This window comes from Streptomyces sp. 549 (assembly GCF_030124175.1).
GTDB lineage: Bacteria > Actinomycetota > Actinomycetes > Streptomycetales > Streptomycetaceae > Streptomyces.
The window spans coordinates 29,534-54,383 of sequence record NZ_JASKMT010000034.1 but is presented as its reverse complement, the minus strand read 5'-3'; the positions used below and the strand labels follow the sequence as shown (position 1 = coordinate 54,383).

General features: G+C 71.8%; 22 protein-coding genes and 1 pseudogene. 13 read left to right on the top strand and 10 right to left on the bottom strand.

The window, feature by feature from the left end:
- Positions 1-268: 268 nt before the first annotated feature.
- The 4 genes and pseudogenes from QNO07_RS25265 to QNO07_RS25250 form a co-directional block, all read right to left on the bottom strand.
- Entirely contained in the window at positions 269-691 is a 423-nt protein-coding gene (locus tag QNO07_RS25265; RefSeq protein WP_283994745.1) for a hypothetical protein, read from the bottom strand.
- A 90-nt stretch (positions 692-781) separates the two neighbouring features.
- Positions 782-991, bottom strand: a pseudogene (locus QNO07_RS25260) (hypothetical protein); the annotation flags it as partial.
- A 242-nt stretch (positions 992-1,233) separates the two neighbouring features.
- Positions 1,234-1,677: a PIN domain-containing protein gene (locus QNO07_RS25255; RefSeq protein WP_283994742.1), complete on the bottom strand. Its 444-nt coding sequence runs from the start codon at positions 1,675-1,677 to the stop codon at positions 1,234-1,236.
- Positions 1,674-1,934 carry a ribbon-helix-helix domain-containing protein gene (locus tag QNO07_RS25250; RefSeq protein WP_283994740.1) on the bottom strand — a complete coding sequence of 87 codons (261 nt, stop codon included), beginning with the start codon at positions 1,932-1,934 and terminating at the stop codon, positions 1,674-1,676. Before QNO07_RS25250 ends, QNO07_RS25255 begins: the two co-directional genes overlap by 4 nt.
- A gap of 412 nt (positions 1,935-2,346) precedes the next feature.
- Between QNO07_RS25250 and putP the strand changes: the two genes are divergently transcribed.
- From putP to QNO07_RS25210, 8 genes are all read left to right on the top strand, one after another.
- Complete coding sequence (putP, locus tag QNO07_RS25245; protein ID WP_283994739.1) at positions 2,347-5,925, top strand: sodium/proline symporter PutP; 3,579 nt, start codon at positions 2,347-2,349, stop codon at positions 5,923-5,925.
- 344 nt (positions 5,926-6,269) lie between these two features.
- The gene (locus QNO07_RS25240; protein ID WP_283994737.1) at positions 6,270-6,518 is read left to right on the top strand and encodes a hypothetical protein; all 249 of its coding nucleotides are present in this window, start codon (positions 6,270-6,272) and stop codon (positions 6,516-6,518) included.
- A complete protein-coding gene (locus tag QNO07_RS25235; RefSeq protein ID WP_283994736.1) occupies positions 6,518-7,360 on the top strand; it encodes a serine hydrolase domain-containing protein in 843 nt (280 codons plus the stop codon). The genes QNO07_RS25240 and QNO07_RS25235 overlap by 1 nt, the downstream gene beginning before the upstream one ends.
- A gap of 527 nt (positions 7,361-7,887) precedes the next feature.
- Positions 7,888-9,651, top strand: coding sequence for an ATP-binding protein (locus tag QNO07_RS25230; RefSeq protein ID WP_283994735.1), 1,764 nt, complete (start codon positions 7,888-7,890; stop codon positions 9,649-9,651).
- A 125-nt stretch (positions 9,652-9,776) separates the two neighbouring features.
- Positions 9,777-10,196 carry a roadblock/LC7 domain-containing protein gene (locus tag QNO07_RS25225; RefSeq protein ID WP_283994734.1) on the top strand — a complete coding sequence of 140 codons (420 nt, stop codon included), beginning with the start codon at positions 9,777-9,779 and terminating at the stop codon, positions 10,194-10,196.
- Positions 10,193-10,552, top strand: a complete 360-nt coding sequence (locus tag QNO07_RS25220) for a DUF742 domain-containing protein (RefSeq protein WP_283994733.1) — start codon at positions 10,193-10,195, stop codon at positions 10,550-10,552. Before QNO07_RS25225 ends, QNO07_RS25220 begins: the two co-directional genes overlap by 4 nt.
- Positions 10,533-11,144 (top strand): GTP-binding protein, encoded by a 612-nt coding sequence (locus QNO07_RS25215; protein ID WP_283994732.1) that lies wholly within the window; start codon positions 10,533-10,535, stop codon positions 11,142-11,144. Before QNO07_RS25220 ends, QNO07_RS25215 begins: the two co-directional genes overlap by 20 nt.
- Positions 11,141-12,406, top strand: coding sequence for a cytochrome P450 (locus tag QNO07_RS25210; protein ID WP_283994731.1), 1,266 nt, complete (start codon positions 11,141-11,143; stop codon positions 12,404-12,406). The genes QNO07_RS25215 and QNO07_RS25210 overlap by 4 nt, the downstream gene beginning before the upstream one ends.
- A gap of 63 nt (positions 12,407-12,469) precedes the next feature.
- Here QNO07_RS25210 and QNO07_RS25205 read toward each other — a convergent pair whose 3' ends face one another.
- Positions 12,470-13,696, bottom strand: a complete 1,227-nt coding sequence (locus QNO07_RS25205; RefSeq protein ID WP_283994730.1) for a cytochrome P450 — start codon at positions 13,694-13,696, stop codon at positions 12,470-12,472.
- A 527-nt stretch (positions 13,697-14,223) separates the two neighbouring features.
- Between QNO07_RS25205 and QNO07_RS25200 the strand changes: the two genes are divergently transcribed.
- Entirely contained in the window at positions 14,224-15,909 is a 1,686-nt protein-coding gene (locus tag QNO07_RS25200) for a ribonuclease J (protein WP_283994729.1), read from the top strand.
- A gap of 125 nt (positions 15,910-16,034) precedes the next feature.
- Here QNO07_RS25200 and QNO07_RS25195 read toward each other — a convergent pair whose 3' ends face one another.
- The 3 genes from QNO07_RS25195 to QNO07_RS25185 all read right to left on the bottom strand — a co-directional run bounded on the left by QNO07_RS25195 (position 16,035) and on the right by QNO07_RS25185 (position 18,909).
- Complete coding sequence (locus QNO07_RS25195; protein WP_283994728.1) at positions 16,035-17,528, bottom strand: DEAD/DEAH box helicase; 1,494 nt, start codon at positions 17,526-17,528, stop codon at positions 16,035-16,037.
- Positions 17,529-17,871: 343 nt separating this feature from the next.
- On the bottom strand, positions 17,872-18,075 hold the full coding sequence (locus QNO07_RS25190) for a cold-shock protein (RefSeq protein WP_283994727.1): 204 nt from the start codon (positions 18,073-18,075) through the stop codon (positions 17,872-17,874).
- Between the two features lie 489 nt (positions 18,076-18,564).
- Positions 18,565-18,909, bottom strand: a complete 345-nt coding sequence (locus QNO07_RS25185; protein ID WP_283994726.1) for a MerR family transcriptional regulator — start codon at positions 18,907-18,909, stop codon at positions 18,565-18,567.
- A gap of 557 nt (positions 18,910-19,466) precedes the next feature.
- Between QNO07_RS25185 and QNO07_RS25180 the strand changes: the two genes are divergently transcribed.
- The gene (locus QNO07_RS25180) at positions 19,467-20,297 is read left to right on the top strand and encodes an isocitrate lyase/PEP mutase family protein (RefSeq protein WP_283994724.1); all 831 of its coding nucleotides are present in this window, start codon (positions 19,467-19,469) and stop codon (positions 20,295-20,297) included.
- Between the two features lie 57 nt (positions 20,298-20,354).
- Here the strand turns inward: QNO07_RS25180 and QNO07_RS25175 are convergent, their stop codons facing one another.
- On the bottom strand, positions 20,355-20,747 hold the full coding sequence (locus QNO07_RS25175; protein ID WP_502961935.1) for a RidA family protein: 393 nt from the start codon (positions 20,745-20,747) through the stop codon (positions 20,355-20,357).
- A gap of 56 nt (positions 20,748-20,803) precedes the next feature.
- Positions 20,804-21,913 (bottom strand): acyl-CoA dehydrogenase family protein, encoded by a 1,110-nt coding sequence (locus QNO07_RS25170; protein WP_283994721.1) that lies wholly within the window; start codon positions 21,911-21,913, stop codon positions 20,804-20,806.
- 116 nt (positions 21,914-22,029) lie between these two features.
- Between QNO07_RS25170 and QNO07_RS25165 the strand changes: the two genes are divergently transcribed.
- The 3 genes from QNO07_RS25165 to QNO07_RS25155 are packed head-to-tail and all read left to right on the top strand — an operon-like array spanning position 22,030 to position 24,746.
- Positions 22,030-23,643, top strand: a complete 1,614-nt coding sequence (locus tag QNO07_RS25165; protein WP_283994719.1) for an AMP-binding protein — start codon at positions 22,030-22,032, stop codon at positions 23,641-23,643.
- Positions 23,644-23,652: 9 nt separating this feature from the next.
- Positions 23,653-24,495, top strand: coding sequence for a PaaX family transcriptional regulator (locus QNO07_RS25160; protein ID WP_283994718.1), 843 nt, complete (start codon positions 23,653-23,655; stop codon positions 24,493-24,495).
- On the top strand, positions 24,492-24,746 hold the full coding sequence (locus QNO07_RS25155; RefSeq protein WP_283994716.1) for a DUF3099 domain-containing protein: 255 nt from the start codon (positions 24,492-24,494) through the stop codon (positions 24,744-24,746). The genes QNO07_RS25160 and QNO07_RS25155 overlap by 4 nt, the downstream gene beginning before the upstream one ends.
- Positions 24,747-24,850 lie beyond the last annotated feature (104 nt).

Here is a 24,850-nt window from a genome sequence, read left to right as displayed (position 1 = left end):
GCCAGCGATCAGTCACACGATCGAGCGATCACGAACCGAGGAAGATCGGACTTAACGTCCACTGAGATCCCGTGAAAGTGGCGCCGCCACACCCCATCTGAACTACGAAAGCGCGGGAGTTGGGTGGCGCGGGGGCGTCTCTGGGGCTTTGAAACAGCCCTGCACGCCGACCTCTTCGCACCGCGTGTTTGTGTTCGTACTCGGCTGAGCACTGCGGGCTGCGGGCGGAGCGCTGCGGTGCCGAGTGTCACAGTGCGCCCCGACAACCCTACGCGCCGGTCCGGATCTCCCAGCGCCATGTACCGCCCCGGCAGGACAGGACGACGCCGCCGTCCCGTATATGCAGGACGTCGTCGTCCTCGTCCCACGCCATGCGTAGGACCTCGTCGCGCGGGTCTCCGCGAAGCACCCTCTTCCACACCGGGTCGGAGGGCGCTCCCGGCATGTGCAGCGCGATGGACCGTACGTCGTCGAGCGTCAATGTCACCTGCCCCAGAGGTCGGTACGGCTCCGTCTCCGACTCGGCGTACGCGGCAGCGAAGGCCAGCTCCACACGCAAGGTCTCACCCGTGGGGAGCACGGACAGCCGAAAACCCTCGGACTCGACGTCGATCTCACCGACGCCGGGAACTCGCCACCCCGAGATCGCCCGCCCGGCCGGGCTCGTCGTCGAGGACCGGTGTGCAGTCATGCCACATGGGGACGACCTTTCAGTTCACAGCACTCGGGCAGCGCGGGGCGGGAGGGTCCTGTCCGTCTGCCCCACGCTCCCCGAGTCTCACGACAACTCAGTCGTCAGGCTGCCGTCCTTGTCCGCCCACGTCGTCGAGGTCTCCGTCCGCTCCGACAGAGCCTCGACCCGCTTGCCCGACCGGGCCGCGACCTTCGCCGAGGCGATGTCAGCCGCCTGCGTCACAGCGGGCTTCGACTTCTCCGGCGCCGACTGCTGCGGCGAAGCCGCGCTCGTGCCCTCGACCAGAGTGACGGACATCAGCGGAGCGAGGCCGCCGCCAGTCCAGCGCATCCGCCTGCTCCCCGATCCTCAGGGGCTGGGGGACGGATTACCCGGCACTCCACGTGGTTCGTCATCGGAAGGTGTCGGCCTGGACGGGTTGCGGAAACCCCTGGTCAGAGCCAGTTGTTCTCGACTCATCGCCATTCGCGCAGGCGCCCAGAGCGTCAGATGCGCGTCACAGCCGGCGAAGACGACGCCTCAGGAGCGCGCCTTCGACTTCAGAGGGGAAGATCGTCTGGGAGAACCCGGAACGCCTTGTGGCGACCCAGCGGGTGCACCGCACGGAAGTCGCGGCGGTCGAGAGTGAGGACAGCGTCAGTGTCGTAGTCAGCGGCGAGGGCCACGTTCACGGCGTCCGCCAGATCCAGGTCAAGGTCCCGATAGCGGGCACGAACGGACTGGGCGACCCCCAAGTGGTCCTCCGTGACTTCAGGGACGACGATGCGACCGCGACGCATCCAGTTCCGCATGTCATCGACCGCGCTGAGCGCAGCTTCACGACCGAGTTCCCGAGTGGCTACATGATCGATCTCCGCAAGCAGCAGAGGCGACATCACCAGGAGGCCGGCGGCCATGATCGCTTCGTTGGACGCCTGGTGCTCGGGATGGGTGGAGTCGAGCGCCGCGAGGAGCCCGGACGTGTCCGCGATGACGATGATCACGCCGCAGTCGCGGTCCCGGTCTCGCGGCGCACGGCGTCGGCCACGGTGTCACGCACTTCGCGCTTGCCGGGAGTACGGCCGGCCCCCTCGAAGGTGCGGGAGAAGAGGGGTTCGTCCCAGACGCGATTGGCCATGGCCGCGAGATGGATGCCCTGCCGGATGATCTCGGCTTCGCTGATGCCGCGCCGCTTGGCCGCCTCCTTGATGATGGCGAGGTCCTCGGGGTCGGCGTAGACATTGGTTCGCTTCATGGACATGTACCAAGGTTAGCGTATGTACCAGTCTGATGTATACGCTGGCGAACGACGGTCGACGGTGCAGCAGTCCCGTCCCAGCATCAGGCTGTCCAGGTCAAAGGGGCGGTCTCTCCGTCGCACTCCCCGCCCGCGCCGGCAGCGAGGCGGGTCAGGAGCAGCCGGCGGCCCGGTGGCGGGACCTGGGGCGGCTCAGAGGCCCCGGCCATCACGAAGCCGCAGCAGGGCGCCGCCGCCCATGCGCAGTGCACCCGGACAACCCCGCTCTCACACGTGCGAGCACGTTCGAGGCGTCGTTCGGGGCCGGGCCACGAAGAGCAGGCCTGGACCCGAAGTCGGTACATTTGTAGCAGGGCGTGCTGCAGCTCAGCCGACGTTGCTGCCTGTGCTCACCAGCCTCCGGAGCGGGGAAGACATGTCCGACCTGAGTGCGCCGGTTCTGGCCACGTTCATCGTCTACACGGTGGCCGTGATCGCGGTGGGAGTCTGGGCCTACACCCGGACCCGCACCTTCGCCGACTTCGCGCTGGGCGGGCGGAGGCTCAGCGCGCCGGTAGCGGCGCTGTCCGCCGGCGCGAGCGACATGTCCGGCTGGTTGTTCCTGGCCCTTCCCGGGGCCGTCTACGCGGTCGGTGTCGGCGCGGGCTGGATCGCCGTGGGTCTGGCCGCCGGCACCTATCTGAACTGGCTGCTCGTCGCGCCCAGGCTGCGTACCTACACCGAGCGGGCCGGTAACGCCGTCAGCCTGTCGGCCTACCTGGAGGAACGTTTCGAGGACCGCACCCGGACGCTCCGGATGGTGTCGGCCGCCGTCACCGTCGTGTTCTTCACCGTCTACGTCGCCAGCGGCCTGGTGGCCGGTGGACTGTTGTTCGCCCAGGTGTTCGGGATCGTCTTCGAGCTGGGGGTGGTGCTGACCGCTCTGGCGATCGCGACCTACGCGTGCCTCGGCGGCTTCCTCGCCGTCAGCCTGACGCACGTCATGCAGGGCACCCTGATGTTCCTCGCCCTGCTGGTCCTCCCCGTGGTCGGTATCGCGACGCTCGGGGGCCTGGACTCCCTGGCGGACTCCCTCAACAGCAGGACGCCGGCACTGCTGGACGTCGGGACCGAGGCCAGCTTCGTCGACGACCGGTGGACGGCGGGCGGGTCGCTCGGCGCGGTGGCCGTCGTGTCGCTCCTCGCCTGGGGCCTCGGTTACTTCGGCCAGCCGCACATCCTCGCCCGCTTCATGGGGATCCGCAGCCCCCGGGCCGTCCCGGCGGCCCGGCGGATCGGAACGGCCTGGGTGCTGGTCGTGCTCACCGGCGCCATCCTCGTCGGCCTTGTGGGCATCGCACAGCTCGACACCCCGCTGGAGAACCCGGAGACCGTCTTCATCGTCCTGAGTGAGACCCTGCTCAACCCCTGGATCGCCGGGTTGATGCTGGTCGCGGTACTGGCCGCGATCATGTCGACGGCGGACAGCCAGCTCCTGGTGTCGTCCGTCGCCCTCACGGAGGACTTCTACCGGGCGTTCTTCAGGCGGAGCGCCTCGGACAGGACGCTGGTGTGGGTCGGTCGCGGAGCCGTGGTGGCGGTGGTCATGGCCGCCTGCCTGGTCGCGCTGGAGGGTGGCGGCGTACTGAACATCGTCGCCTACGCCTGGGCGGGCTTCGGCGCGGCCTTCGGACCCGTCGTCCTCCTGTCGCTGTACTGGCCCCGTATGACCTGGGCGGGGGCCATGGCCGGAATCGTGTCGGGCGCGGCCACGGTGCTCCTGTGGGACAGGATCAATCCGCTGCTCGGGCCGTTCGAGTCGGACCTCTACGAGATGGTCCCGGGCGTGCTGGTCGCCACGGCCGCCGCGCTGGTCTTCGGCAGGTTCGTCGGCCGGGCACCGCAACGTGCTTTCTGGCGCATGCCGGGAGGCGGGGTCAGCCAGCTGCTGCTCGTGCCGTTCCTGTCCGACGCACCGGTCGGTGTGGCCGTCCTGGACACCGATCTGCGCTACGTCTGGGTGAACAAGGTGCTGGGGCGGATGATCCCACCGGAACGACGGCTGGGGCGCCGGGTGAAGGAGGTGTTGCCGGGGCCCACGGCGGAGGCGTTCGAGGAGACGATGCGGACCGTCCTGCGGACCGGAGCTCCGGTGATGGACCACGAGTTCCGCGGCTTCGGCCATGGCGAGCCCTACCAGGAGCGGGCGTACTCGGCCTCGTTCTTCGGGATGAAGGACCGCCGCGGCCGGCAGGTGGGCGTCTGGTACATGATCATCGACGTCACCGAGCGCCGGCGGGCACAGGAGCGGCTCGCCCTCCTGAACGACGCCAGTGCCCGTATCGGCAGCGCGCTGGATGTGCAACTGACCGCGCAGGAACTGGCCGACAACGCCGTGCCCTCCCTCGCCGACTTCGTCGCCGTCGACCTGCTGGAATCGGTCATCAGGGGCGAGGAGCCCGCCCCTGGGCCGGTCGATCTCGGACCCGTCATCCGGCGCGCGGGACAGAGGTCGGTCCGCAAGGGCAATCCGGAGGCGCGCCTGGCCGTGGGGGAAGTGGTCCAGCGCGCGCCGTCCTCGCCCGTCGCCCGCTGCCTGCTGGAGAGCAGGACCCTGGTGGAGGACCTGGAGCACTCCCCCGAGGCGTGGGTGACCATGGACCCGTCGCTGGGACCCGCCATCCGTCGGTTCGACCTCCGCTCGGTGATGGTGGTGCCCGTCCGGGCCCGCGGCGTCACCCTGGGCGCGGCGACGTTTGTCCGGTCCGGGCGCATGTGCCCCTTCGAGGAGGACGACGTACGCCTCGCCGAGGAACTCGTCTCCCGTGCCGCTGTGGCCGTCGACAACGCACGCCGCTTCACCCGCGAGCGGACCGCGGCCCAGTCGATGCAGCAGTACCTGCTGCCGCAGGAGGTGACCGGAGGGTCCGCTCTGGAGGTGGCATCGTGGTACTGCCCCGCGGACGCGCCGACCGGCGTGGGCGGTGACTGGTTCGACGTGATCCCCCTTTCCGGGGCCCGGGTCGCACTGGTCGTCGGGGACGTGGTCGGACACGGCATCCATTCCGCGGCGACCATGGGGCGGCTCCGCACGGCGGTGCGCACGCTGGCCAACCTGGACCTTCCCCCCGACGAACTACTGGCCCACCTGGACGACCTGGTCATCGGCCTCAGCGAGTCGCGCGGCGGCGGCGAGCCGGCATCGGCTGAGAGCGAGCGTGTGAGCGCCGCGATGGTGGGGGCCACCTGCCTGTACGCCGTGTACGACCCGGTCACCGGGCTGTGCACGCTGGCCCGGGCCGGTCACCTCCCGCCTGTGATCGTCAGACCGGGCGGCGCCGCCGACCTCCTGGACCTGCCCGCCGGGCCACCGCTCGGTCTCGGTTCGCTGCCCTTCGAGTCCGCAGAGGTGGAACTGGCCCAAGGCAGCCTGATCGGGCTGTACACCGACGGCCTCGTGCGGGCTCCGGACCACGACATCGACATCGGGCTCTCCCGGCTGAGCAGCACACTCGCGGTGCCCGGCCTGTCGCTGCAGGAGACGGGCGACCACGTGGTCGACGCGCTGCTGGCCGTTCCACCGAACGACGACGCCGCCCTGCTTCTTGCCCGGACCCACCTGCTGGGCTCCGACCAGGTCGTGTCCTGGGACCTGCCCTCGGACCCCGCAGCCGTCGCACACGCCCGCAGCGTCGCCGGCCGGCAACTGACGGCGTGGAGCCTGGACGACCTGACGTTCACCACGGAGTTGATCGTCAGCGAACTGGTCACCAACGCCATCCGCCACGCGACCGGTCCGATCGTGCTGCGGTTGATCCGGGACCGCGCCCTGATCTGCGAAGTGTCCGACGCGAGCAGCACCTCGCCCCGCCTGCGCCACGCCCGGACCACCGACGAGGGAGGGCGGGGCCTGCTGATCATCGCGCAGCTCGCCCGGCGTTGGGGCACGCGCTACACCAAGACGGGAAAGATCATCTGGACGGAGCAGGTGATTCCGGATCCACCGCCGACATGAGTGCCCACCTCGTCTTCAGCCGTCAGCCGTCAGCCGTCAGCCGTCAGCACAGGAACTCGGGTCGCCTGCGCCCCAGGACGACAAGGGGGTTTCCCTGAACGGGTGCCTTTCCGCACGCTCACTCGGAAAAGGCCGATCAGTGAAATGCGACGTGTGCCGCCGCGCCCCGGGAGCGAGAACACGCCAGCCCGCGTCGCTGAATGGCCGAAGGCCTACCAGGCACGCCGCCGGGTGCCGAACCGGCAGCCTACGCGACCGGATAACCTGACGATCACCGGGCCGAACGCACAATGCGCACAGGCCCTTTGCTCGTCGCGACAGCAGAAAGAGGACTCGCTCACGTGATGCTTCTGGCCGAGTTAGTCTCCTACTTCCTCCCCGAGGAAGTGAAGACCCGGCGCGCTTACCTGGTCTCCTGCGCGGTCACCGCCGTCCTCGCGGGCCTTGTCGTCTCCACTCTCGCCCGGCACCTCGCGCAGCCGTCCACAGCGACCCTTCTGTGGTGGTTCACCGGGGCAGCCGGGTGCGTGGGTGCCGGATACCTACTGGCGTATCCCTTCGCGAGCAGGGCTCTGATGAGGGAGGAGAAGTGATGCGCACAGTGCCCATGTGCATCCTCTCCAGCCCTGGCATACAGGCCTCACGAACTGTCGGCGGCCATGACCCCGACGCCTTCGTGGAGATCGGCTCGCTCACCAAGGTCCTCACCGGTACCGCGGCGATGCGGTTGGCCGCCGAGGGAACACTGGCCCTGGACGACCCCCTGGAGCGCTGGCTCACGCGCACACCGCCCACCGGGATCACCCTGCGCCACCTGCTCGACCACACGTCCGGCCTGCCCAGACTCCCTCCTGGCACCGCGCGGTTCCGTGATCCCTACCGCTCCTTCACCGAGCACGCGCTGGACGGACTCATCCCCCGGCTCGACGTCCTCCTCGTCGGCGAACCGGGGCGCAGCCAGGAGTACTCCAACTTCGGATACGCCGTCCTCGGCGCCGCGTTGGCCGCCGCCGACCGGCAGCCCTACGAGCAGCTCGTCCGCGAGCGGGTGCTGTCCCCTCTCGGCCTCGCCGATCACTTCGCCGCCCATCCACCCCCGGACCGCGCCCTGAGGGCCACGGGGTTCCTTCGCCGCAGCCGCAGGACGTGGACCCTGGACGGCGCCATCCTGCCCGCGGGAGGGATGTGGGCCACCTCCGCGGGCGCGGCGGCCCTGCTCACCCGACTGATCGTGGACCGGGTGCTCGGCGACCCCGCACCCACCTGGCAGCGCGCCGGGAAGCTGCTCTGGCACAACGGAGGCACCCGCCACGCCTCCACGTTCGCCGGCGCCTTCCCCGGCGGGGAATGGATCTTCATCCACCGCCTGGGCGGGTCCGCCGACAGGACCGACCAACTCGCAGCCTCCTACCTCAAGGCAGTGCGGCGATCGTGAACCACGGTCCGCTGTCCGGCCGACCGGTCCGCTTCCCCTGGGCGGGCTCGGCAGCGGGGCCGGAACCGGCACCGCCGGCTTCCGGACTCCCCTGCCCGTTCAGCGCTCATCGTGTCGCCGGTGTCGTGGGACACCAGGCGGTCATGTGACGGCGGCACTTCCCCCGGTTGGCTGAAATCCACCACCCACAGGACCAGTTGCGTCCGCGAGTGGGCAGCAGCGGGCCCGTGCGGGCAGGCAGCAGAAGGGGTCCGGTCAGCGTACGGGCAGGTAGGGCGGGACTCGTGCCGCGGTGGCCAATACCACGCTGTTCCGCGTCGAGGGCGAGTTCACGACGAAGTCCTCCATTGTGCGGATCGCGGGTCGCGGTCGGCGGGTTCACGCCCTCCGACGTGACTAGCATGAGCGCCATACGAGGGGCCGGAAGATCACGTTCTGTTCGAGGGCCGGCATCCGACCATGCCGTGTCGCACAGATCGGCGGCTCCCTCCTGGAACGCACCGCACTCACGACCGAGGGACCGCGGAATGTCAGTGCCTGTCACCTCCCGCCCGCGCCGGACGACTGCGGCACGGCGCCTATCGTTCGCCGTACCCCTGGTCCTGCTGGTGGCGGTGGGAGCAGTCGGCGGCGCGGTGGTCGCCGCCGCCCCGGCCGCGTCCCGCGGCTGGGTCCTGGCGGTGGTGCTGGGTGCGTGGGCGTGCCTGGTCGCCGCCGTGCTGATAGCCGCCGTGGGCGTGCAACGCGCCCGCCGGGACGCGGTGTCCGCCCATGAACGAGCCGAATCGCTGCAGGCCCAGTGGTCGCGGCACGAGGCCGAGACCGCCCACCTGGTGCACGTCACGATGCCGGCGGTCGTCAAGCGCCTGCGCGACGGGGCGAGCGCCGGTGAGGCGCTGAGCGGCAACCAGTCACCCTCGGACGGGTCGCTGCGCCGCGTGCTGCAGTCGTTCGCCACCGAGTTGGCCGCCGGGGAGGACCGTGCGGCGTCCGCGGTCGCCGCGGCCGAAGCCGCCAGGCGCCAGGAGGCGTACCTGGCCGGGGAGCTCGACCGGCTGACCACGCAGACCCTGCCGAGCGCACTGGAGATCCTGCGCAGGGGGTCGTCCGCGAACACCGTGCTGGCCGGGGTGGAGTGCCCGGAGGACGAGCGGGTCCGCGTCCTGGTCGAAACCGTCGTCCGGGAGTTCGCGGTCAGTGAGCGGCGCGCCTCGGCCGCCCAGGCGGCGAGCGCCAAGGCACTGAGCCGGGTGCAGGCGAAGGCCGTCAACATGCTCGCCGACCTGCGCGAGATGCAGGACCGGCACGGCGAGGAGGTCTTCGGCGACCTGCTGCGCCTTGACCACAACACCTCCCAGCTGGGCCTGATGACGGACCGTCTGGCCCTGCTGATGGGCGGCCGGACGAGCCGGGCGTGGAACAAGCCGATCGGCATGGAGAGCATCCTGCGCGGCGCGGTCGGCCGCATCGCCGCCTACCAGCGGGTCCGGCTGCACTGCTCAAGCACCGCGGCGATCGCCGGGTTCGCGGCCGAGGGTGTGATGCACCTGCTCGCCGAACTGATGGACAACGCCGCGAACTTCTCGCCGCCCATCGACGAGGTGCACGTCTACGTCGAGGAGCGCACCGCGGGCATCGTGGTCACCATCGAGGACAGCGGCCTGAAGATGGCCGCCGCGGCGATGCGCCGGGCCGAGGAGTCGGTCTCCGGCCGGGTGACCGACCTGGCGGCCCTCCAGGGCACCCGCCTGGGACTGGCCGTCGTCGGACGGCTGGCCGCCAAGTACGACATCGGTGTCAACTTCCGGCCGTCCTCGCGCGGCGGCACCGGCGTGGTGGTGCTGTTCCCGCCGCAGCTGCTGGCCCAGCAGCGCGTCGCGCCGCACCTGCAGCCGCACCGGCAGCCGGTGACCGCGCCCGCAGCACGCGTGGCGGAGCCCGCGGCGCAGGCAGCAGCCCCGGCGGCGCCCGCGGAGCGGGCCGTCGAGCCGCTGCCGCAGCGGGTGCCGCAGCCGCAGCCCGCGCCGCGCGCGGAGACGACCGAGCCGCGACTGCCCGCGCAGGACGCCGGCTCGCAGACGCCCGGCGGCCTGCCGGTGCGTCCGCCGGGCCGGACGATGGCGTCCGCCGGGCACGAGCGGGCGCAGCGGCCCGAGCCGCCCGCCCGTCCCATCCGGCCGTCGCAGGCCGGCCGGGACGCGGGAACCCAGTTCGGCGCGTTCCACCGGGGGCGGAACGCGTCGGGTGACACCGCGGCGGCGGAGCCGGACGACGCACCGCCGCACGACTAGCGGCACCACAAGCTTCCACAGGGCGCACCCGGGGTTGCCCGCCCTACTTCCACGCACGAGAAAAGTCAGATTGGAGGCACGGGCAGACAGCCGCTTCCACGGCGCCCGTCTGTCCCACGCACACCATGCAGACCACTGACAACAGCCTGACCTGGCTCCTTGAGAGCCTGCTGGAACGCACACCCGGCACCCGGCACGCCCTTGTGCTCTCGCGTGACGGCCTGAAGCTCTGCTGGAGCGGCGCGCTCTCCCTGGACCAGGCGGACCAGCTGTCGGCCATCTGCTCGGGCATCCAGGCCCTCGCGCAGGGCGCCTCGGTGGAGTTCGGCAGCGGTTCGGGGGGTGTGCGGCACTCCATGACGGAGTTCCACGGCGGCCTGCTGTTCATCGTCGAGGCCGGGGACGGCGCTCATCTGGGAGTGGTCGCGGACGAGGGCGCGGACCCGAGTGTCGTCGGCCACCAGATGACCGAGCTGGTCGAGCAGATCGGTGAGCACCTGCGGGCGGAGCCGCGGACGGCACCGCAGGAAGGCCTGCCCTCGTGAAGCGCAGGCCGGTGGACACCGGCGATCCAGACCGGCTGTACACCGTCACGGGTGGCCGCAGCCGGTCGGACGACGGCACCTTCGACCTGGTCACGCTGATCGTCCGCGAGTCCGAGGCGTCGCCCGGCATGCAGGGTGAGCACGTGCGGATCCTGGACATGTGCCGGCATCCCACCGCCGTCGTGGAGATCGCCGCCGAGCTGAAGCTGCCCATCACCGTGGTGCGAATCCTGCTGAGCGACCTCCTGCTGACCGGGAAGATCACCGCCCGTCAGCCGCGCGCGGCGCGGTCGGTCGCCTCGATGCCCGATTCCGACCTCTTGAAGGAGGTGCTGCATGGACTCCGCAACCTCTGAGCTACCGGGCCGGACACCGCTGGACGACGCCGCCGAGACGGGGCTGAAGATCGTCGTGGTGGGTGGGTTCGGGGTGGGCAAGACCACCCTGGTCCGCTCGGTCAGCGAGATCCGGCCGCTGAACACCGAGGAGGTGATGACGCAGGCCGGTGTGGGGGTCGACGAGACCTCCGCGGTGGCTTCGAAGACCACGACGACGGTGGCCTTCGACTTCGGGCGCATCAGCCTCAACGAGCGCATGGTGCTGTACCTGTTCGGCGCGCCGGGCCAGGAGAGGTTCTGGTTCCTGTGGGACCGGCTGTTCTCCGGCACCCTCGGCGCGGTGGTGCTCGTCGACACCCGCCGGATGAGCGACTCCTGGTACGCGATCGACCGGCTGGAGCATCACCGCACCCCGTTCGTGGTGGCGGTCAACCGGTTCGACGACGCCTCCGCGCACTCGCTGGAGGAGATAAGGCAGGCTCTGGCGCTGCCCGAGCACGTGCCGCTGATCGACTGCGACGCACGGGTCAGGTCGTCGGGCAAGGACGTCCTGATCACCCTCGTGGACCACCTGTACGAACTGGCCATGGCCCGGGAGATGACACCGTGACCGACCCCACCGGCTCCTCCACCGAGCAGGACGCGCCCCCGGGCTGCCCCGCGCACGCGGGGGCGGTGCGGCTGAGCGGGCTGGAGTACCAGCAGGCGCCGTCCGAGCTGTACCGCACTCTGCGCCGGGAGCACGGCTCGGTGGCCCCGGTGCTGCTGGACGGGGACGTGCCCGCCTGGCTGGTGCTGGGGTACCCCGAGGTCAGCTACGTCACCAGTCAGGACCAGCTGTTCGCCCGGGACTCGCGCCGGTGGAACCAGTGGGACGCGATCCCGCCGGACTGGCCGCTCATGCCGTTCGTCGGCTACCAGCCGTCGGTGCTGTTCACCGAGGGCGACGAGCACCAGCGGCGGGCCGGGGTGATCACCGAGGCGCTGGAGACGGTGGACCAGTTCGAGCTGGCCCACGAGTGCCGGCTGCTCGCCGACCAGCTGATCGACGCGTTCGCCGGCAGCGGCCGGGCGGAGCTGATGGGTTCCTTCGCGCACGCGCTGCCGATGCGGGCGGCGGTCCAGATGTGCGGCATGCCCTCCGGCGCGGAGGACACCGAGGACCTGGTGCGCGACCTGCGCATGTCGCTGGACGCCGGGGAGGGCGACGACCCAGTCGCGGCGTATGTGCGGGTGCAGGAGCGCATCCAGCAGCTCGTCAAGGACAAGCGCCAGTTGCCGGGAGCGGACGTCACCTCGCACATGCTGCTGCACCCGGCGGAGCTGACCGACGAGGAGGTGGTGCAGGACCTGATCTCGATCATCGCCGCGGCACAGCAGCCGACGGCGAACTGGATCTGCAACACGCTGCGGCTGCTGCTGACCGACGACCGGTTCGCGCTGAACGTCTCCGGGGGCCGGCTCAGTGTCGGTCAGGCGCTCAACGAGGTGCTGTGGCTGGACACGCCGACCCAGAACTTCATCGGCCGCTGGGCGGTGCGGGACACCCAGCTGGGCGGGCGGCACATCCGGGCCGGTGACTGCCTGGTGCTGGGGCTGGCGGCGGCGAACACCGACCCGCAGATCTGGCCGGACTCGCATGTGGGCGCGGAGAACTCCGCGCACCTGTCCTTCAGTAACGGCGAGCACCGCTGCCCCTACCCGGCGCCGCTACTGGCGGACGTGATCGCGCGGACCGCGGTGGAAACGCTGCTGGAGCGGCTGCCGGACGTGGTGCTGGCGGTCGAGCCGGAGGAGCTGACCTGGCGGCCGTCGATCTGGATGCGCGGGCTGACGGCGCTGCCGGTGGAGTTCACCCCGGTCGTGCACTGAGCCGGCCCGGTCCGGCGGCCCCAGCGGGGCTGCCGGACCGGGGCACCGGACGGTGGGCGCTCGTCAGGAGGTGACGGGGGTGAACACGACCGGCAGGGACTGCGGGCCGCGGGTGAAGACGCCCTCCTCGGTCGGCTCGAAGCCCGGGGCCAGCCGGAGGTCGGGCATGGCGTCGAGCAGCTGGTCGACGCCGATCTCGACCTCGGCCTTGGCCAGCAGGGCACCGACGCAGAAGTGCCGCCCGAGCGCGAACGCGAGGTGGTCGGCGGCTGCGGAGAACGCGGTGGTGGTGGTCAGGTCGTCGCGGTGGATGTCGAAGCGGTCCGGGTCCCGGTAGCGCTGCTCGTCCCGGTTGGCCGCGCCGATGAGGCAGGTGACGGTGGCGCCCGCGGGTATCGTGCCGCCGCTCAGCTCCACCTCGCGGGCCGTCTGCCGCATGATCATGTGGACCGGCGGGGTGAACCGCAGCGTCTCGGCGAAGGCGCGGGCGATGAGGCTGCGGTCCTCCCGTACGGCGGCGAGCTGCTCGGGATGGGTCAGCAGGTTGGCGAAGATGCTGGCGATGGCCTTGTCGGTGGTCTCGCCGCCCGCCGCGAGCAGCAGGCTGCAGAATGCCTTGATGTCCTCGTCGCTCATCCGCACCCCGTCGACCTCGGCGCGGCAGAGTGTGGACAGCAGGTCGTCGCCCAGGCTGTCGCGGCGCTGCTGGATGATGGGGATCATGTACTCGGCGAACTCGACGCGGGTACGCTCCCCGGCGGCGGCGACCTGGGGATCACCGGCGAGGTTGCCCAGGAAGGCGATGACGGTGGTGTACCAGCCGTGGAACCGGGCGTGGTCGGCCTTGTCCAGGCCCAGCATGTCTGCGATGACGTTGACGGGGAAGCGGGTGGCGTAGTCCTCGACGAGGTCGACGGCGCCGGTGTGGCGGAAGGCGTCGACCAGTTCCCGCGAGTTGCGCTCGATGACCGGCAGGAACTTCTGCTGGAGGTCGCTGCCCCGGAAGGCGGGGGCGACGAGGGCCCGGCGCACGGCGTGTTCACGTCCGCTGAGCTGGAGGATCGTCTTGCCGTGGACGGGTTCGACCTGCCAGTCGTAGTTGTCGGTCGTGAACTCGTTCTGCTTGTCCTTGAAGACGCGTTCGACGTCCTCGTAGCGCGAGACGATCCAGCTGCTGGTGGCCTCGTGCCAGATCATCGGTGCGTGCTCGCGCATGATCCGGTAGGCCGGATAGGGGTTCGCGGCGAACTCCGGGGAGAGTATGTCGGGGACCTGTTGCGCGGTGGACATGGAGCTCCCTCGGTCGGTATCAGGCAACGCGCCCCAGGCTATTGATCATTCAATGGCAAAAACAGCCTCGTCCTGGCCGACCTCGTGACGCCCCGGCGGGGACGGGCGGGGCGGGGTGCCACCCCCGGGACGCACGCCACCCGGCCGCGCCGCTCGCCCCGGCCGGGCCGGTGTTGCGGGACGCGGCAGCCGCAGGGCCGAGACGCGCGGTTCGGCATGGTTTCTCCGACAAGCCGCTGGGTGCGGCGTGCTACGGCGCACGCCGCGCACGGTGACGGGCCGCCGCGGCCGTCTCCGGCCACGGTGGCCGACGAGGGCCGCGCACCGCCGCCGCGTTGGCCGAAAACCGCCCTGGGGCCCGGCGGCCGGAGCGTCCGGTTCCACCCGCGGGGGTGCGACTTCCGGCGCGAGGGACACGCTGCGGGGAGGCCGGTGGCGGTGCGGCGTCACCCGTCCCGCTGACCTGTGTGCCGCCGAGTGCAGGTGGGGAGTGGGGGACGGGTGGGACTCTCCGGTAGCGTCGTCGCATGAGTCATCCCCATCCCACACTCGGACCGCCGCCGCGACTGCCCGCCGGAGGGCTGCGGGTCATTCCCCTCGGCGGGCTGGGCGAGATCGGTCGCAACATGACCGTCTTCGAACACGACGGCAAGCTCCTCATCGTCGACTGCGGTGTGCTGTTCCCCGAGGAGCACCAGCCCGGGGTGGACGTCATCCTCCCCGACTTCACCGCCATCAGGGACCGCCTGGACGACGTGGTCGCCGTGGTCCTCACGCACGGCCACGAGGACCACATCGGCGGTGTGCCCTACCTGCTGCGCGAGCGGGCCGACATCCCCGTGGTCGGCTCCAGGCTGACGCTGGCCTTCCTTGACGGCAAGCTCAAGGAACACGGCATCAAGCCGCGAAAGGTGCAGGTCAAGGAGGGCGACCGCCGCAGTTTCGGACCGTTCGACTGCGAGTTCGTCGCCGTCAACCACTCCATTCCCGACGGCCTCGCCGTCGCGCTGCGCACCGCGGCCGGGCTGGTGCTGCACACCGGCGACTTCAAGATGGACCAGTTCCCGCTGGACGAGCGCATCACCGACCTGCGTGCCTTCGCCCGGCTCGGCGAGGAGGGCGTGGACCTGTTCCTCACCGACTCGACCAACGCGGAGGTGCCCGGCTTCACGACATCCGAGCGCGATCTGGTGCCCGCGATCGAGCAGGTGTTCCGCACCGCGCCCCGGCGGGTGATCGTCTCCAGCTTCGCCAGCCATGTGCACCGCATCCAGCAGGTGCTGGACGCCGCACACGAACACGGCCGCAAGGTGGCGTTCGTCGGCCGGTCGATGGTGCGCAACATGGGCATCGCCCGTGATCTTGGTTACCTGAAGGTGCCGCAGGGGCTGGTGGTGGACACCAAGGCGCTCGACAAGCTCGCGGAGAAGAAGGTCGCGCTCGTCTGCACCGGCTCTCAGGGTGAGCCGATGGCCGCGCTGTCCAGAATGGCCAACCGCGACCACATGATCCGCATCGGCAAGGGCGACACCGTCCTGCTGGCCAGCTCGCTCATCCCCGGCAACGAGAACGCCATCTACCGGGTCATCAACGGGCTCACCCGCTGGGGTGCCAACGTCGTACACAAGGGCAACGCCAAGGTGCACGTCTCGGGCCACGCCAGCGCGGGCGAGCTGGTGTACTGCTACAACATCGTGCGTCCGCGCCACGTGATGCCCGTGCACGGCGAGTGGCGCCACCTCCAGGCCAACGGCGACCTCGCCGTCCGCACCGGCGTGGACCGCGACAACGTGCTGCTCGCCGAGGACGGAGTGGTGGTGGACCTGGTCGACGGCCGGGCGTCCATCACCGGCAAGGTCCCGGCCGGGTACGTCTACGTCGACGGCATGACCGTCGGCGGCGCCACCGAGGCGTCGCTGAAGGACCGCCGCAACCTCGCGGAGGAGGGTGTCATCACCGTCGTCGCCATCGTCGACGCGGACACCGGCGCCCTGGTGGAGCCCCCGGACTTCCTGGCCCGCGGCTTCGTGCACAGCGAGGACACCTTCGCCGGCGTGGTGCCGGTGATCGAGAAGACGCTGGCCAAGGCCGCCGAGGAGGGCGTGGGCGACGCGGTGCAGCTGGAGCAGCTCATCGTCCGCTCGGTGGGCAACTGGGCGTTCCGCACGTACCGCCGCCGCCCGATGATCATCCCCGTGATCATCGACGCCTGAGTCCCGCACGGCACCACGGGAAACGGCAGACGCCACCGGCCCTCAGGGCCGGTGGCGTCTGCCGTCGGTGGTGTGAGCGGGTTCCGCCGCCCGGTGGTGCCGGGCGGCGGCTGCTCAGCCTCTGGTCAGGCTGCGCCGGTAGCGGTGGTGCGGCGACGGGCCTGCGAGGGGCGGCTGCGCCGGCCCCGCGAGGAGGAGGCGCTGCGCTTGGGGCGGTCCGCCACCGGCACCGTGATGGTCACCGGCACGCCGGACGGCGCACGGGCACCGGTCACGCGGCTCAGCTCGGCCTCGCCGGAGCGGACCTGGGCGCTGGAGGGCGTGATGCCCGCGTCCATCATGAGGCGCGTCATGTCGCGGCGCTGGTTGGGCAGGACCAGCGTCACGACGCTGCCGGACTCACCCGCACGGGCGGTGCGCCCGCCGCGGTGGAGGTAGTCCTTGTGGTCGCTGGGCGGGTCCACGTTGACGACCAGGTCCAGGTTGTCCACGTGGATGCCGCGGGCGGCGACGTTGGTGGCGACCAGCACGTTGACCAGGCCGTTCTTGAACTGGTCCAGCGTGCGGGTGCGCTGCGGCTGCGACTTGCCGCCGTGCAGGGCCGAGGCCCGCACACCGGAGTTGAGCAGGTCGCGGGTGAGGCGGTCCACCGCGTGCTTGGTGTCCAGGAACATGATCACCCGGCCGTCGCGCGCGGCGATCTCCGTGGTCACGGCGTGCTTGTCGGCGCCGTGCACGTGCAGCACGTGGTGCTCCATCGTGGTCACCGCACCGGCGGAGGGGTCCACCGAGTGGACCACCGGGTCGGTCAGGTAGCGGCGGACCAGCAGGTCCACGTTGCGGTCCAGGGTGGCCGAGAACAGCATGCGCTGCCCCTCCGGGCGCACCTGGTCCAGCAGGGCGGTGACCTGCGGCATGAAGCCCATGTCGGCCATCTGGTCGGCCTCGTCGAGCACGGTGATGGCGACCTGGTTGAGGCGGCAGTCACCCCGGTCGATGAGGTCCTTCAGCCGACCCGGCGTGGCCACGACGACCTCGGCGCCACCGCGCAGCGCACCGGCCTGGCGGCCGATGGACATGCCGCCGACGACCGTGGTGAGCCGCAGGTGCAGCGCACGGGCGTAGGGGGTGAGCGCGTCGGTGACCTGCTGGGCAAGCTCGCGGGTGGGCACGAGGACCAGGCCGAGCGGCTGACGGGGCTCGGCGCGCTGACCGGCGGTCCGGGCGAGCAGCGCCAGGCCGAAGGCGAGCGTCTTGCCCGAGCCGGTGCGGCCCCGGCCGAGCACGTCGCGACCGGCCAGCGAGTTGGGCAGCGTGGCGGCCTGGATGGGGAACGGCTCGACCATGCCGAGGCTGGTGAGCGTCTTCATCAGCGCCGCCGGCATCTCCAGGTCCGCGAAGGACGCGACCGGGTCGAGTGCGGGCGTGGTCGTCACCGGGAGAGCGAACTCACCCTGCGGGGCGGACGGGCGCCGGCCGAAGCGGCTGGAGCCACCGGAGCGACCGGAGCCGCCGGAGCGACTCTGGGGCTGGGCGCCGAACCGGCTGCGGCCGGAGCCGGACGAGCCGCCCGAGCGGGTGCGGGAGTAGCGGTCGTTCGTGCGAGTGCTGCGGTTCATGCAGAACCTTTCCTCGATGCGGCACGTATCGAGGAACTCTCTCGGCGGTGGTGAGCCGCAAGAGGAGCCGCAAGAACGAGCCGGACAAATGAAGAACGAAGCCGGGCGGCAAGCCGCAGCCCGGTGTTCGAAAGGGAGAGTGGCGCCGACCGCGCCGTGTGGGGCGGTCGTGCTGCCGGGCCTCCGGGGCCGGGGCGGGCGCAGACGTGCCAGCCGCGGGGCGGCGCGCTGCGCCGCCGGTCGCCGCCGTCGTGGCGGCCCTCGGCCCTCCGGAGGCCAAAAAGCAGCGAGCTGGGGCCCGCACCCAAGGTGCGGGCCCCAGCTGCTGTGTTACGCGTCAGCGTCAGGCAGGAGTGATGTTCTCGGCCTGCGGGCCCTTCTGGCCCTGCGTGACGTCGAAGTTGACCTTCTGGCCTTCCTGGAGCTCACGGAAGCCCTGCGCAACGATGTTGGAGTAGTGGGCGAAGACGTCAGCGCCGCCGCCGTCCTGCTCGATGAAGCCGAAACCCTTTTCGGCGTTGAACCACTTCACGGTACCGGTAGCCATATCAATTCTCCTTCGGGGCAGTGCCCGGAGACCGCACTGTGCGGACTCCGCGTCGCCGCGATGATTGCCCCCTCCGGAAACAAGTACCGGAAATACAAAAGTGCACCCACCGGAATGGAGAACCGGTGCGAGCACTTGAAGTCTTTGGGAACCACAACTGCAACTGAGATCGACAGTAGCACGGTGAGAGCGGATGAGCGCGGTGGGCTTCCTCACGCCACTCGCGGGAACAAGAATCTTCTCCGCTGATTAGTCTGAATTCTACCCGCGCGATGACAGATATCCATGCACGCGCAGGGCAGTTCACGGGCGACGGGCCCAGAACGGTGGGCCCGCACGCTCCTGCGGCCCGGCGGACTCCCGGCTGCCAGGCGGCTCTGAACCCAGACGCAACAGGTGAGCGGCGGAACCTGACCGCCGGGCGTGTCGCCGGGCGGCCAGGCCCTCGCGCAGGAGTCGCGGGATGCCGGCCCGGCTCCACGCGTCGCCTTAGGCGTCGGCTTCGGCATCGACACGGGAAGGCCCGCGCAGCTGCTCGTTGAGCCGCAGCGCCTCCTCCAGCTGGTCCTCCAGGATGACGATGCGGCAGGCGGCGTCCACGGGGGTTCCCGCGTCCACGAGTTCACGGGCGCGGGCGGCGATCCGGAGCTGGTAGCGCGAGTAGCGGCGGTGTCCGCCCTGCGAGCGCAGCGGAGTGATGAGCCGCGCGTCACCGATGGCGCGGAGGAAGGCGGGGGTGGCACCGATCATTTCGGCGGCCCGGCCCATGGTGTAGGCGGGATAGTCGTCGTCGTCGAAAGGGTCGGCGGCCTGCTGGTGGGTCCTGGGGGGCACTGGTACCTCTGGTGGGACGCGTCGAGGGCCCGGTGCCGTGCGGCACCGGACTCGAGGGGGACGCCGCCTGCCGGCGCTGCGCGCCGTCCGTACTGCGCACCGCCGCCGCAGGGGCGGGCGGTGCCCGGATCACCGTCGCGCGGCCGAGACCGCCGTCCTGGGCGGGCTGCGGTACCCGAGCGCAACGCTGCGCCGCTCAGGCGATCCGGATGGCGTCCACTCCTCGTTCCTCTTCGGCGTGGGCGGGAACTGATACGTGCGGTAGCCCCCGTTCGACGTTCCGGACGGGGCACCACCCGGGTGAGACCCCGGGCCCACCGGCAGAGCCGGCTGCCGCACGCGGAAACCCTAACCAGGCCCGCCTCACATGTCTACTACGGTCGGGGTAGATTTCACCGATCGCCGAGAACAGGATCGGGCTCGTTCATGCTTCTGCCCCAGTCGTTCCGGGCTGGGGCGGGCGGTACGGGCCGGTGCGCGGTGGCCTGGGCGATGTCAGAGGCGGCGGGCAGGATCGGGGCAGCAGAGCATGCCGCGACGACCCGAAGGCACCGCCGATGACCTCCCTGTCCCGAGCTGAGACGTTCCGCGCCCTGCACCGGCCCGGCCACCCGTTGCTGCTGCCCAGCGCCTGGGACCACGCCTCGGCCGCCGCGCTGCACCGCCGGGGTTTCGCCGCGATAGGCACCACCAGCCTGGGCGTCGCAGCGGGTGCGGGCCTGCCGGACGGCACGGGAGCAGCCAGAGAGGTCACGGTCCGGCTCGGCAGGCTGCTGGCCGCACTGCCGGTGCCGGTCAGTGTGGACGTGGAGGGCGGGTTCAGCGACGACCCGGCCGAGGTGGCGGCGACGGTGTCGGAGCTGGCCGCCGCGGGTGTGGTCGGCGTCAACCTGGAGGACGGGCGCGCCGACGGGTCACTCTCCGACCCCGAACTGCACGCGGACAAGATCACCGCCGTTCGGGAGGCCGCCCCGGGCGTCTTCGTCAACGCGCGCACCGACACCCACTGGCTGCGCGCCGCGCCCACCGTCCGTGCCGCCCTGGACCGGGCGGAGCGCTACGTGCGGGCCGGCGCGCACGGCCTGTTCGTGCCCGGGGTGAAGGACCAGGACACCGTCACGGCTCTGACCGGCTCACTCCCGGTGCCGCTCAACGTGCTCCACTCCCCCGGCGGGCCGTCCGCCGCGCAGCTGGCCGAATGGGGCGTCGCGCGTGTCAGCACCGGGTCTCTGCTGTCCCGGGCCGCGCTGCAGCGCGCGGTGGACGTGGCCTGGGCGGTAGGCCACACCGACGCGCCTCCGCAGCCTGTACCCGGGTACGCGGAGGTGCAGAGTCTGGCTACGGGGTCCACGGGCGGGTCGGGAGCCGGGCCCGACTGCCGGGGGTGAAGCTGTGCCCGGTCGTCGCGGTCGGGCCCGGGATCGACACGGGGTGGGCGCGGGCGGTCAGGGCAGGACGGCGATGCCGTCGAGTTCCACCAGCGCGGTGTCGTCCCAGAGGCGGACGACACCGACGAGGGCCATCGCCGGGTAGCGGCGGCCAGCCGCGCGCTGCCAGACACGGCCCAACTCGGCGGCGTTCCGCCGGTAGCCGGCCACGTCGGTGGTGTAGACGGTGACCCGCGCCAGGTGCTCCGGGCCGCCGCCCGCGGCGGCGAGCGCGGTGAGCAGGTTGTGCAGCGCCCGCTCGAACTGGGCCGGCAGGTCGTCGCCGACTATGCGGCCCGCCCCGTCCAGCGCGGTCTGACCGGCCAGCAGCACCAGGCGGGTGCCGGTGGCGCTGACCGCATGGGTGAAGCCGACGGGAGGCGCGAGTTCCGGGGGGTTGATCCGGTCCAGTGCGGCGGCCGGCGGACGCGGCGGGTCCGGCTGGGGGGCGGGTTCGGCGTCGGGGGTCACCGGTACAGCTCCTTCGCGATGATCGACCGCTGGACCTCGGTCGCGCCCTCGTAGATGCGGGGTGCGCGCACCTCGCGGTAGAGATGCTCCAGCAGGTGCCCGCGCTCCAGTGCCGCGGCGCCGTGGATCTGGACCGCGTGGTCGACGACGTACTGGGCGGTCTCGGTGGCGTGGAGCTTGGCCATGGCCGCGCGCAGCACCACGTCGGCGTCGCCCCGGTCGTACGCGGCTGCGGCGGCGTACACCAGCAACCGTGCGGACTCGGTGCGGGTGGCCATCTCCGCGAGCCGGTGGGAGACCGACTGGAGGTCGCGCAGCACGCCGCCGAACGCCCGCCGCCGGCCCGCGTGGGCGAGGGCGGCGTCGAGGGCTGCCTGAGCCATGCCGACAGCGAAGGCGCCCACACTGGGCCGGAACAGGTTCAGGGTGCGCATCGCGACGGCGAAGCCGCCGCCGGGTTCGCCGAGCACGTCCGCCTCCCCCACGGGGACGTCCTGGAACTCCAGGGTGCCCAGGGCGTGCGGGGACAGCATGTCCAGGGGGGTGCCCGTGAGGCCGTCCCGGTCGGCGGGGACAAGGAACGCGGTGACACCCCGGGACCCGGCGTCCGCGGTGGTGCGGGCGAAGACGGTGTAGAAGTCGGCCGCCGGGGCGTTGGAGATCCAGGTCTTGGTGCCGGTGAGGCGCCAGCCGGCGCCGGCGGGGCGGGCCGCCAGGGTGAGGGCCGCCGCGTCGGATCCGGCGTCGGGCTCGCTCAGGGCGAAGCCCGCGACGGCACGGCCCTCCGCGGTGGCGGGCAACCACCGGTCCTGCTGCTCGGGCGTCCCGGCGAGCTGCACCGGGGTGGCGCCCAGTCCCTGCAGGGCGAGGGCCGTCTCCGCCTCGGTGCAGCCGTGCGCGAGCGACTCTCGCAGCAGGCACAGGTCGAGCGCCCGGGCGGGGAAGAGGCGCCGCAGCAGGCCCAGCTCGCCGAGGGCGGCGACCAGGGGCCGGTTGACGGTCCCCGGCGTGCCGGAACGGGCGATCGGCCCCAGCCGCTCCGCTGCCAGGGTTCTGAGTTCGGCGCACCAGGCCGTCTGCTCCGGCGTCAGGGCGAATGCGGGCACCGCCCACCTCCACTATCGCGGACCGTTGACTGTCGTCACCATCACGCTACGCTCATCAGCACATCGGCACGCCCGGAACCACCCTTCTCGGTACCGCCGCAAGGGGAGAACCCGCCATGCAGCTCAGCCGCTCAGCACACGTGGACTCCTTCACCCGCGACCACCTGCCGCCACCGGAGCAGTGGCCGCGGCTGCTGCTGGACGAGCCGTGGCTGCCCAGGGGAGACCGGCTCAACTGCGGCACGGAGCTGCTGGACGCCACCGCGGAACGGCTGGGCGGCGACCGCGTCGCGGTGGTGGACGCGCGGGGCGGCACCTGGTCGTACGGCGAGCTGCGCGAGCGGGTGGACCGCATCGCCCGGGTGCTCACCGAGGACCTGGGCGTGGTGCCGGGCAACCGGGTGCTGCTGCGCGGCCCCACCTCGCCGTACCTGGCCGCGTGCTGGCTGGCGGTGATGAAGGCCGGCGCGGTCGCGGTGACCGTGCTCGACGCGCAGCGGCGGACCGAGCTGCGCACGGTGTGCGAACTGGCCCGGGTCGGGCACGCGCTGTGCGACAGCCGCTCGCTGACGGAGCTGTACGCGGCCGGGGTGGACGGACTGCGGGTGACGGCCTACGGCGGCGCCGGACCCGGCGACCTGCTGGCGCTGGCCGCCGCGAAGCCGGACGGGTTCACCGCCGTGCCCACCGCCGCGGACGACGTGGCGCTGATCGCCTTCACCTCAGGGACCACCGGCCGCCCCAAGGGCTGCATGCACTTCCACCGCGACGTGCTGGCCGTCGCGGACACCTTCGCCGCCCACGTGCTGCGGCCCACCGGCGACGACGTGTTCGCGGGCAGTCCGCCGCTCGGCTTCACCTTCGGCCTCGGCGGGCTGCTGGTCTTCCCGCTGCGAGTCGGGGCGCGCACCGTGCTCGCGCCCTGGGACGGCGCCGCGGGACTGCTGGACGGCGTGCGGCGGCACCGGGTGTCGGTGATGTTCACCGCCCCGACGGCGTACCGGGCGATGCTGGAGCACCTTCCCGGCGCCGACGTCTCGTCGCTGCGCCGCTGCGTCTCCGCCGGGGAGAACCTGCCCGCGGCCACCTGGCACGACTGGCACCGGCGCACCGGTCTGCGGCTGATCAACGGCATCGGGGCCACCGAGATGCTGCACATCTTCCTGTCCGCAGCCGACGAGGCGGCCCGGCCGGGCACCACCGGGGTGCCGGTACCGGGGTTCCGGGCACGGGTGGTCGGCCCGGACGGCGCCGAGGTGCCGGACGGCGAACCGGGCCGGCTGGCGGTCCGCGGCCCGGTCGGCTGCCGCTACCTCGCCGACCCGCGCCAGGCGGAGTACGTACGGGACGGCTGGAACCTCACCGGCGACACCTACATCCGCGAGCCCGACGGCTACTTCCGGTACGTGGCCCGGGCCGACGACATGATCGTGTCGGCCGGCCACAACATCGCCGGCCCCGAGGTGGAGGAGGCTCTGCTGCGGCATCCGGACGTGCGGGAGGCCGCGGTGGTGGGACGGGCCGACGACCGCCGGGGCCAGCGCGTCGTGGCGCACGTGGTGCTGCGTGACGGCGTCCCACCCGGGTCGGCGACGGCGGACCGGCTCCGGGAGTTCACGCTCGCCGAGATGTCCTACTTCAAGTGCCCGCGGGAGTTCGTCTTCGCCCAGTCCCTTCCGCGCACCCCGACGGGCAAGCTGCAGCGCTTCCGGCTGCGGGACGCGCCCTAGAGTGATCACGTGGCAGAGCAGCAGAGTCCCGGGTCCCTCATCGTCACCTTCTTCGGGGCCCACGGCCGCGAACTGACCCCTGACGGGCGGGTCCCCATCGCCGCGCTGGTCAGGCTGCTGGGGGACGTCGGCGTGGACGCACCCGCGGTCAGGTCGGCGGTGTCACGTCTGAAGCGCCGCGGGCTGCTCACCGTGCACCGGTCCGGCAGCCGTGAGTCGGGCTACGCGCCGTCCGAGGCCGCCCGCCAGCTGCTGGAGGACGGCGACCGGCGCATCTACCAGCACACCCGGCACGACGGGCAGTGGCTGCTCGCGGTGTTCTCCGTACCGGAGAGCGAGCGCAGCCGCCGCCACGTGCTGCGCTCCCGGCTGGCGCGCCTGGGCTTCGGCAACGCCGCACCGGGGGTGTGGGTGGCTCCCGCCCATCTGGAGGCGGAGACCCGGCACGCTCTGGAGCGGCTGGAACTGAGCGCGTACGTCGTGCTGTTCCGCGGTGTGCACGCCGGGTTCGAGCCGACCTCCGAGGCGGTGGCGCGCTGGTGGGACCTGGACGCCCTCGCGGAGCTGCACCGGGCCTTCCTCACCGTGCACGAGCCGGTGCTCGCCTCCTGGGCGCGGCGCCGCGGGACACCGGAGGAGGAGGCGTACCGCGACCACCTGCTGGCGCTGGACGCCTGGCGCCGCCTGCCGTACGCCGACCCGGGCCTGCCCGCGGCGCTGCTGCCCGGCGACTGGCCGGGCGCCCGCTCGGCCCGGGTGTTCACCGCCCTGCACGAGCGGCTGGCGCCGGCCGCGTCCCGGTTCGCGGCCGCCCGGCTGGACGAGGTGCGGCGCCGTAGCCTGGAGGCATGACGGACCGGCCGCCCGGCGCTTCCGGAGACGGCGTCCCGCGGCGCACGTACGGGCGCCGGCGGCGCCGCTACCTGGCGCTGATGGCGGTCTGCGTCGTCCTCTTCGTCTGCGCGTGGGGCTTCGTTCGGCTGGTTTCGGTGCCGCTGGCCGTCGGGATGTGCGTGGTGGCGGCGCTGATCCCGCCGGTGGCGGCCGTGGTCGCGAATCGCCGTGGCCCGGACGACCCCTGGTGGGACGACCCGCGGCGCTGACCACGTCGTGCCCACCCGGAACCGCGCCGGGGCGGTGACGGACCGGGCTGTACAGGGCTGTACGGGGCTGTACGGGGCTGTACGGCAGGGTGCCGCATCCTCCT

What these genes read in the sequence shown, in the direction of transcription:
- QNO07_RS25265 (WP_283994745.1), bottom strand. Translation starts at nt 691, where the DNA reads ATGACTGCACACCGGTCCTCGACGACGAGCCCGGCCGGGCGGGCGATC.
- QNO07_RS25250 (WP_283994740.1), bottom strand. Translation starts at nt 1,934, where the DNA reads ATGTCCATGAAGCGAACCAATGTCTACGCCGACCCCGAGGACCTCGCC.
- putP (WP_283994739.1), top strand. Translation starts at nt 2,347, where the DNA reads ATGTCCGACCTGAGTGCGCCGGTTCTGGCCACGTTCATCGTCTACACG.
- QNO07_RS25240 (WP_283994737.1), top strand. Translation starts at nt 6,270, where the DNA reads ATGCTTCTGGCCGAGTTAGTCTCCTACTTCCTCCCCGAGGAAGTGAAG.
- QNO07_RS25235 (WP_283994736.1), top strand. Translation starts at nt 6,518, where the DNA reads ATGCGCACAGTGCCCATGTGCATCCTCTCCAGCCCTGGCATACAGGCC.
- QNO07_RS25230 (WP_283994735.1), top strand. Translation starts at nt 7,888, where the DNA reads ATGTCAGTGCCTGTCACCTCCCGCCCGCGCCGGACGACTGCGGCACGG.
- QNO07_RS25225 (WP_283994734.1), top strand. Translation starts at nt 9,777, where the DNA reads ATGCAGACCACTGACAACAGCCTGACCTGGCTCCTTGAGAGCCTGCTG.
- QNO07_RS25215 (WP_283994732.1), top strand. Translation starts at nt 10,533, where the DNA reads ATGGACTCCGCAACCTCTGAGCTACCGGGCCGGACACCGCTGGACGAC.
- QNO07_RS25205 (WP_283994730.1), bottom strand. Translation starts at nt 13,696, where the DNA reads ATGTCCACCGCGCAACAGGTCCCCGACATACTCTCCCCGGAGTTCGCC.
- QNO07_RS25200 (WP_283994729.1), top strand. Translation starts at nt 14,224, where the DNA reads ATGAGTCATCCCCATCCCACACTCGGACCGCCGCCGCGACTGCCCGCC.
- QNO07_RS25195 (WP_283994728.1), bottom strand. Translation starts at nt 17,528, where the DNA reads ATGAACCGCAGCACTCGCACGAACGACCGCTACTCCCGCACCCGCTCG.
- QNO07_RS25190 (WP_283994727.1), bottom strand. Translation starts at nt 18,075, where the DNA reads ATGGCTACCGGTACCGTGAAGTGGTTCAACGCCGAAAAGGGTTTCGGC.
- QNO07_RS25180 (WP_283994724.1), top strand. Translation starts at nt 19,467, where the DNA reads ATGACCTCCCTGTCCCGAGCTGAGACGTTCCGCGCCCTGCACCGGCCC.
- QNO07_RS25165 (WP_283994719.1), top strand. Translation starts at nt 22,030, where the DNA reads ATGCAGCTCAGCCGCTCAGCACACGTGGACTCCTTCACCCGCGACCAC.
- QNO07_RS25155 (WP_283994716.1), top strand. Translation starts at nt 24,492, where the DNA reads ATGACGGACCGGCCGCCCGGCGCTTCCGGAGACGGCGTCCCGCGGCGC.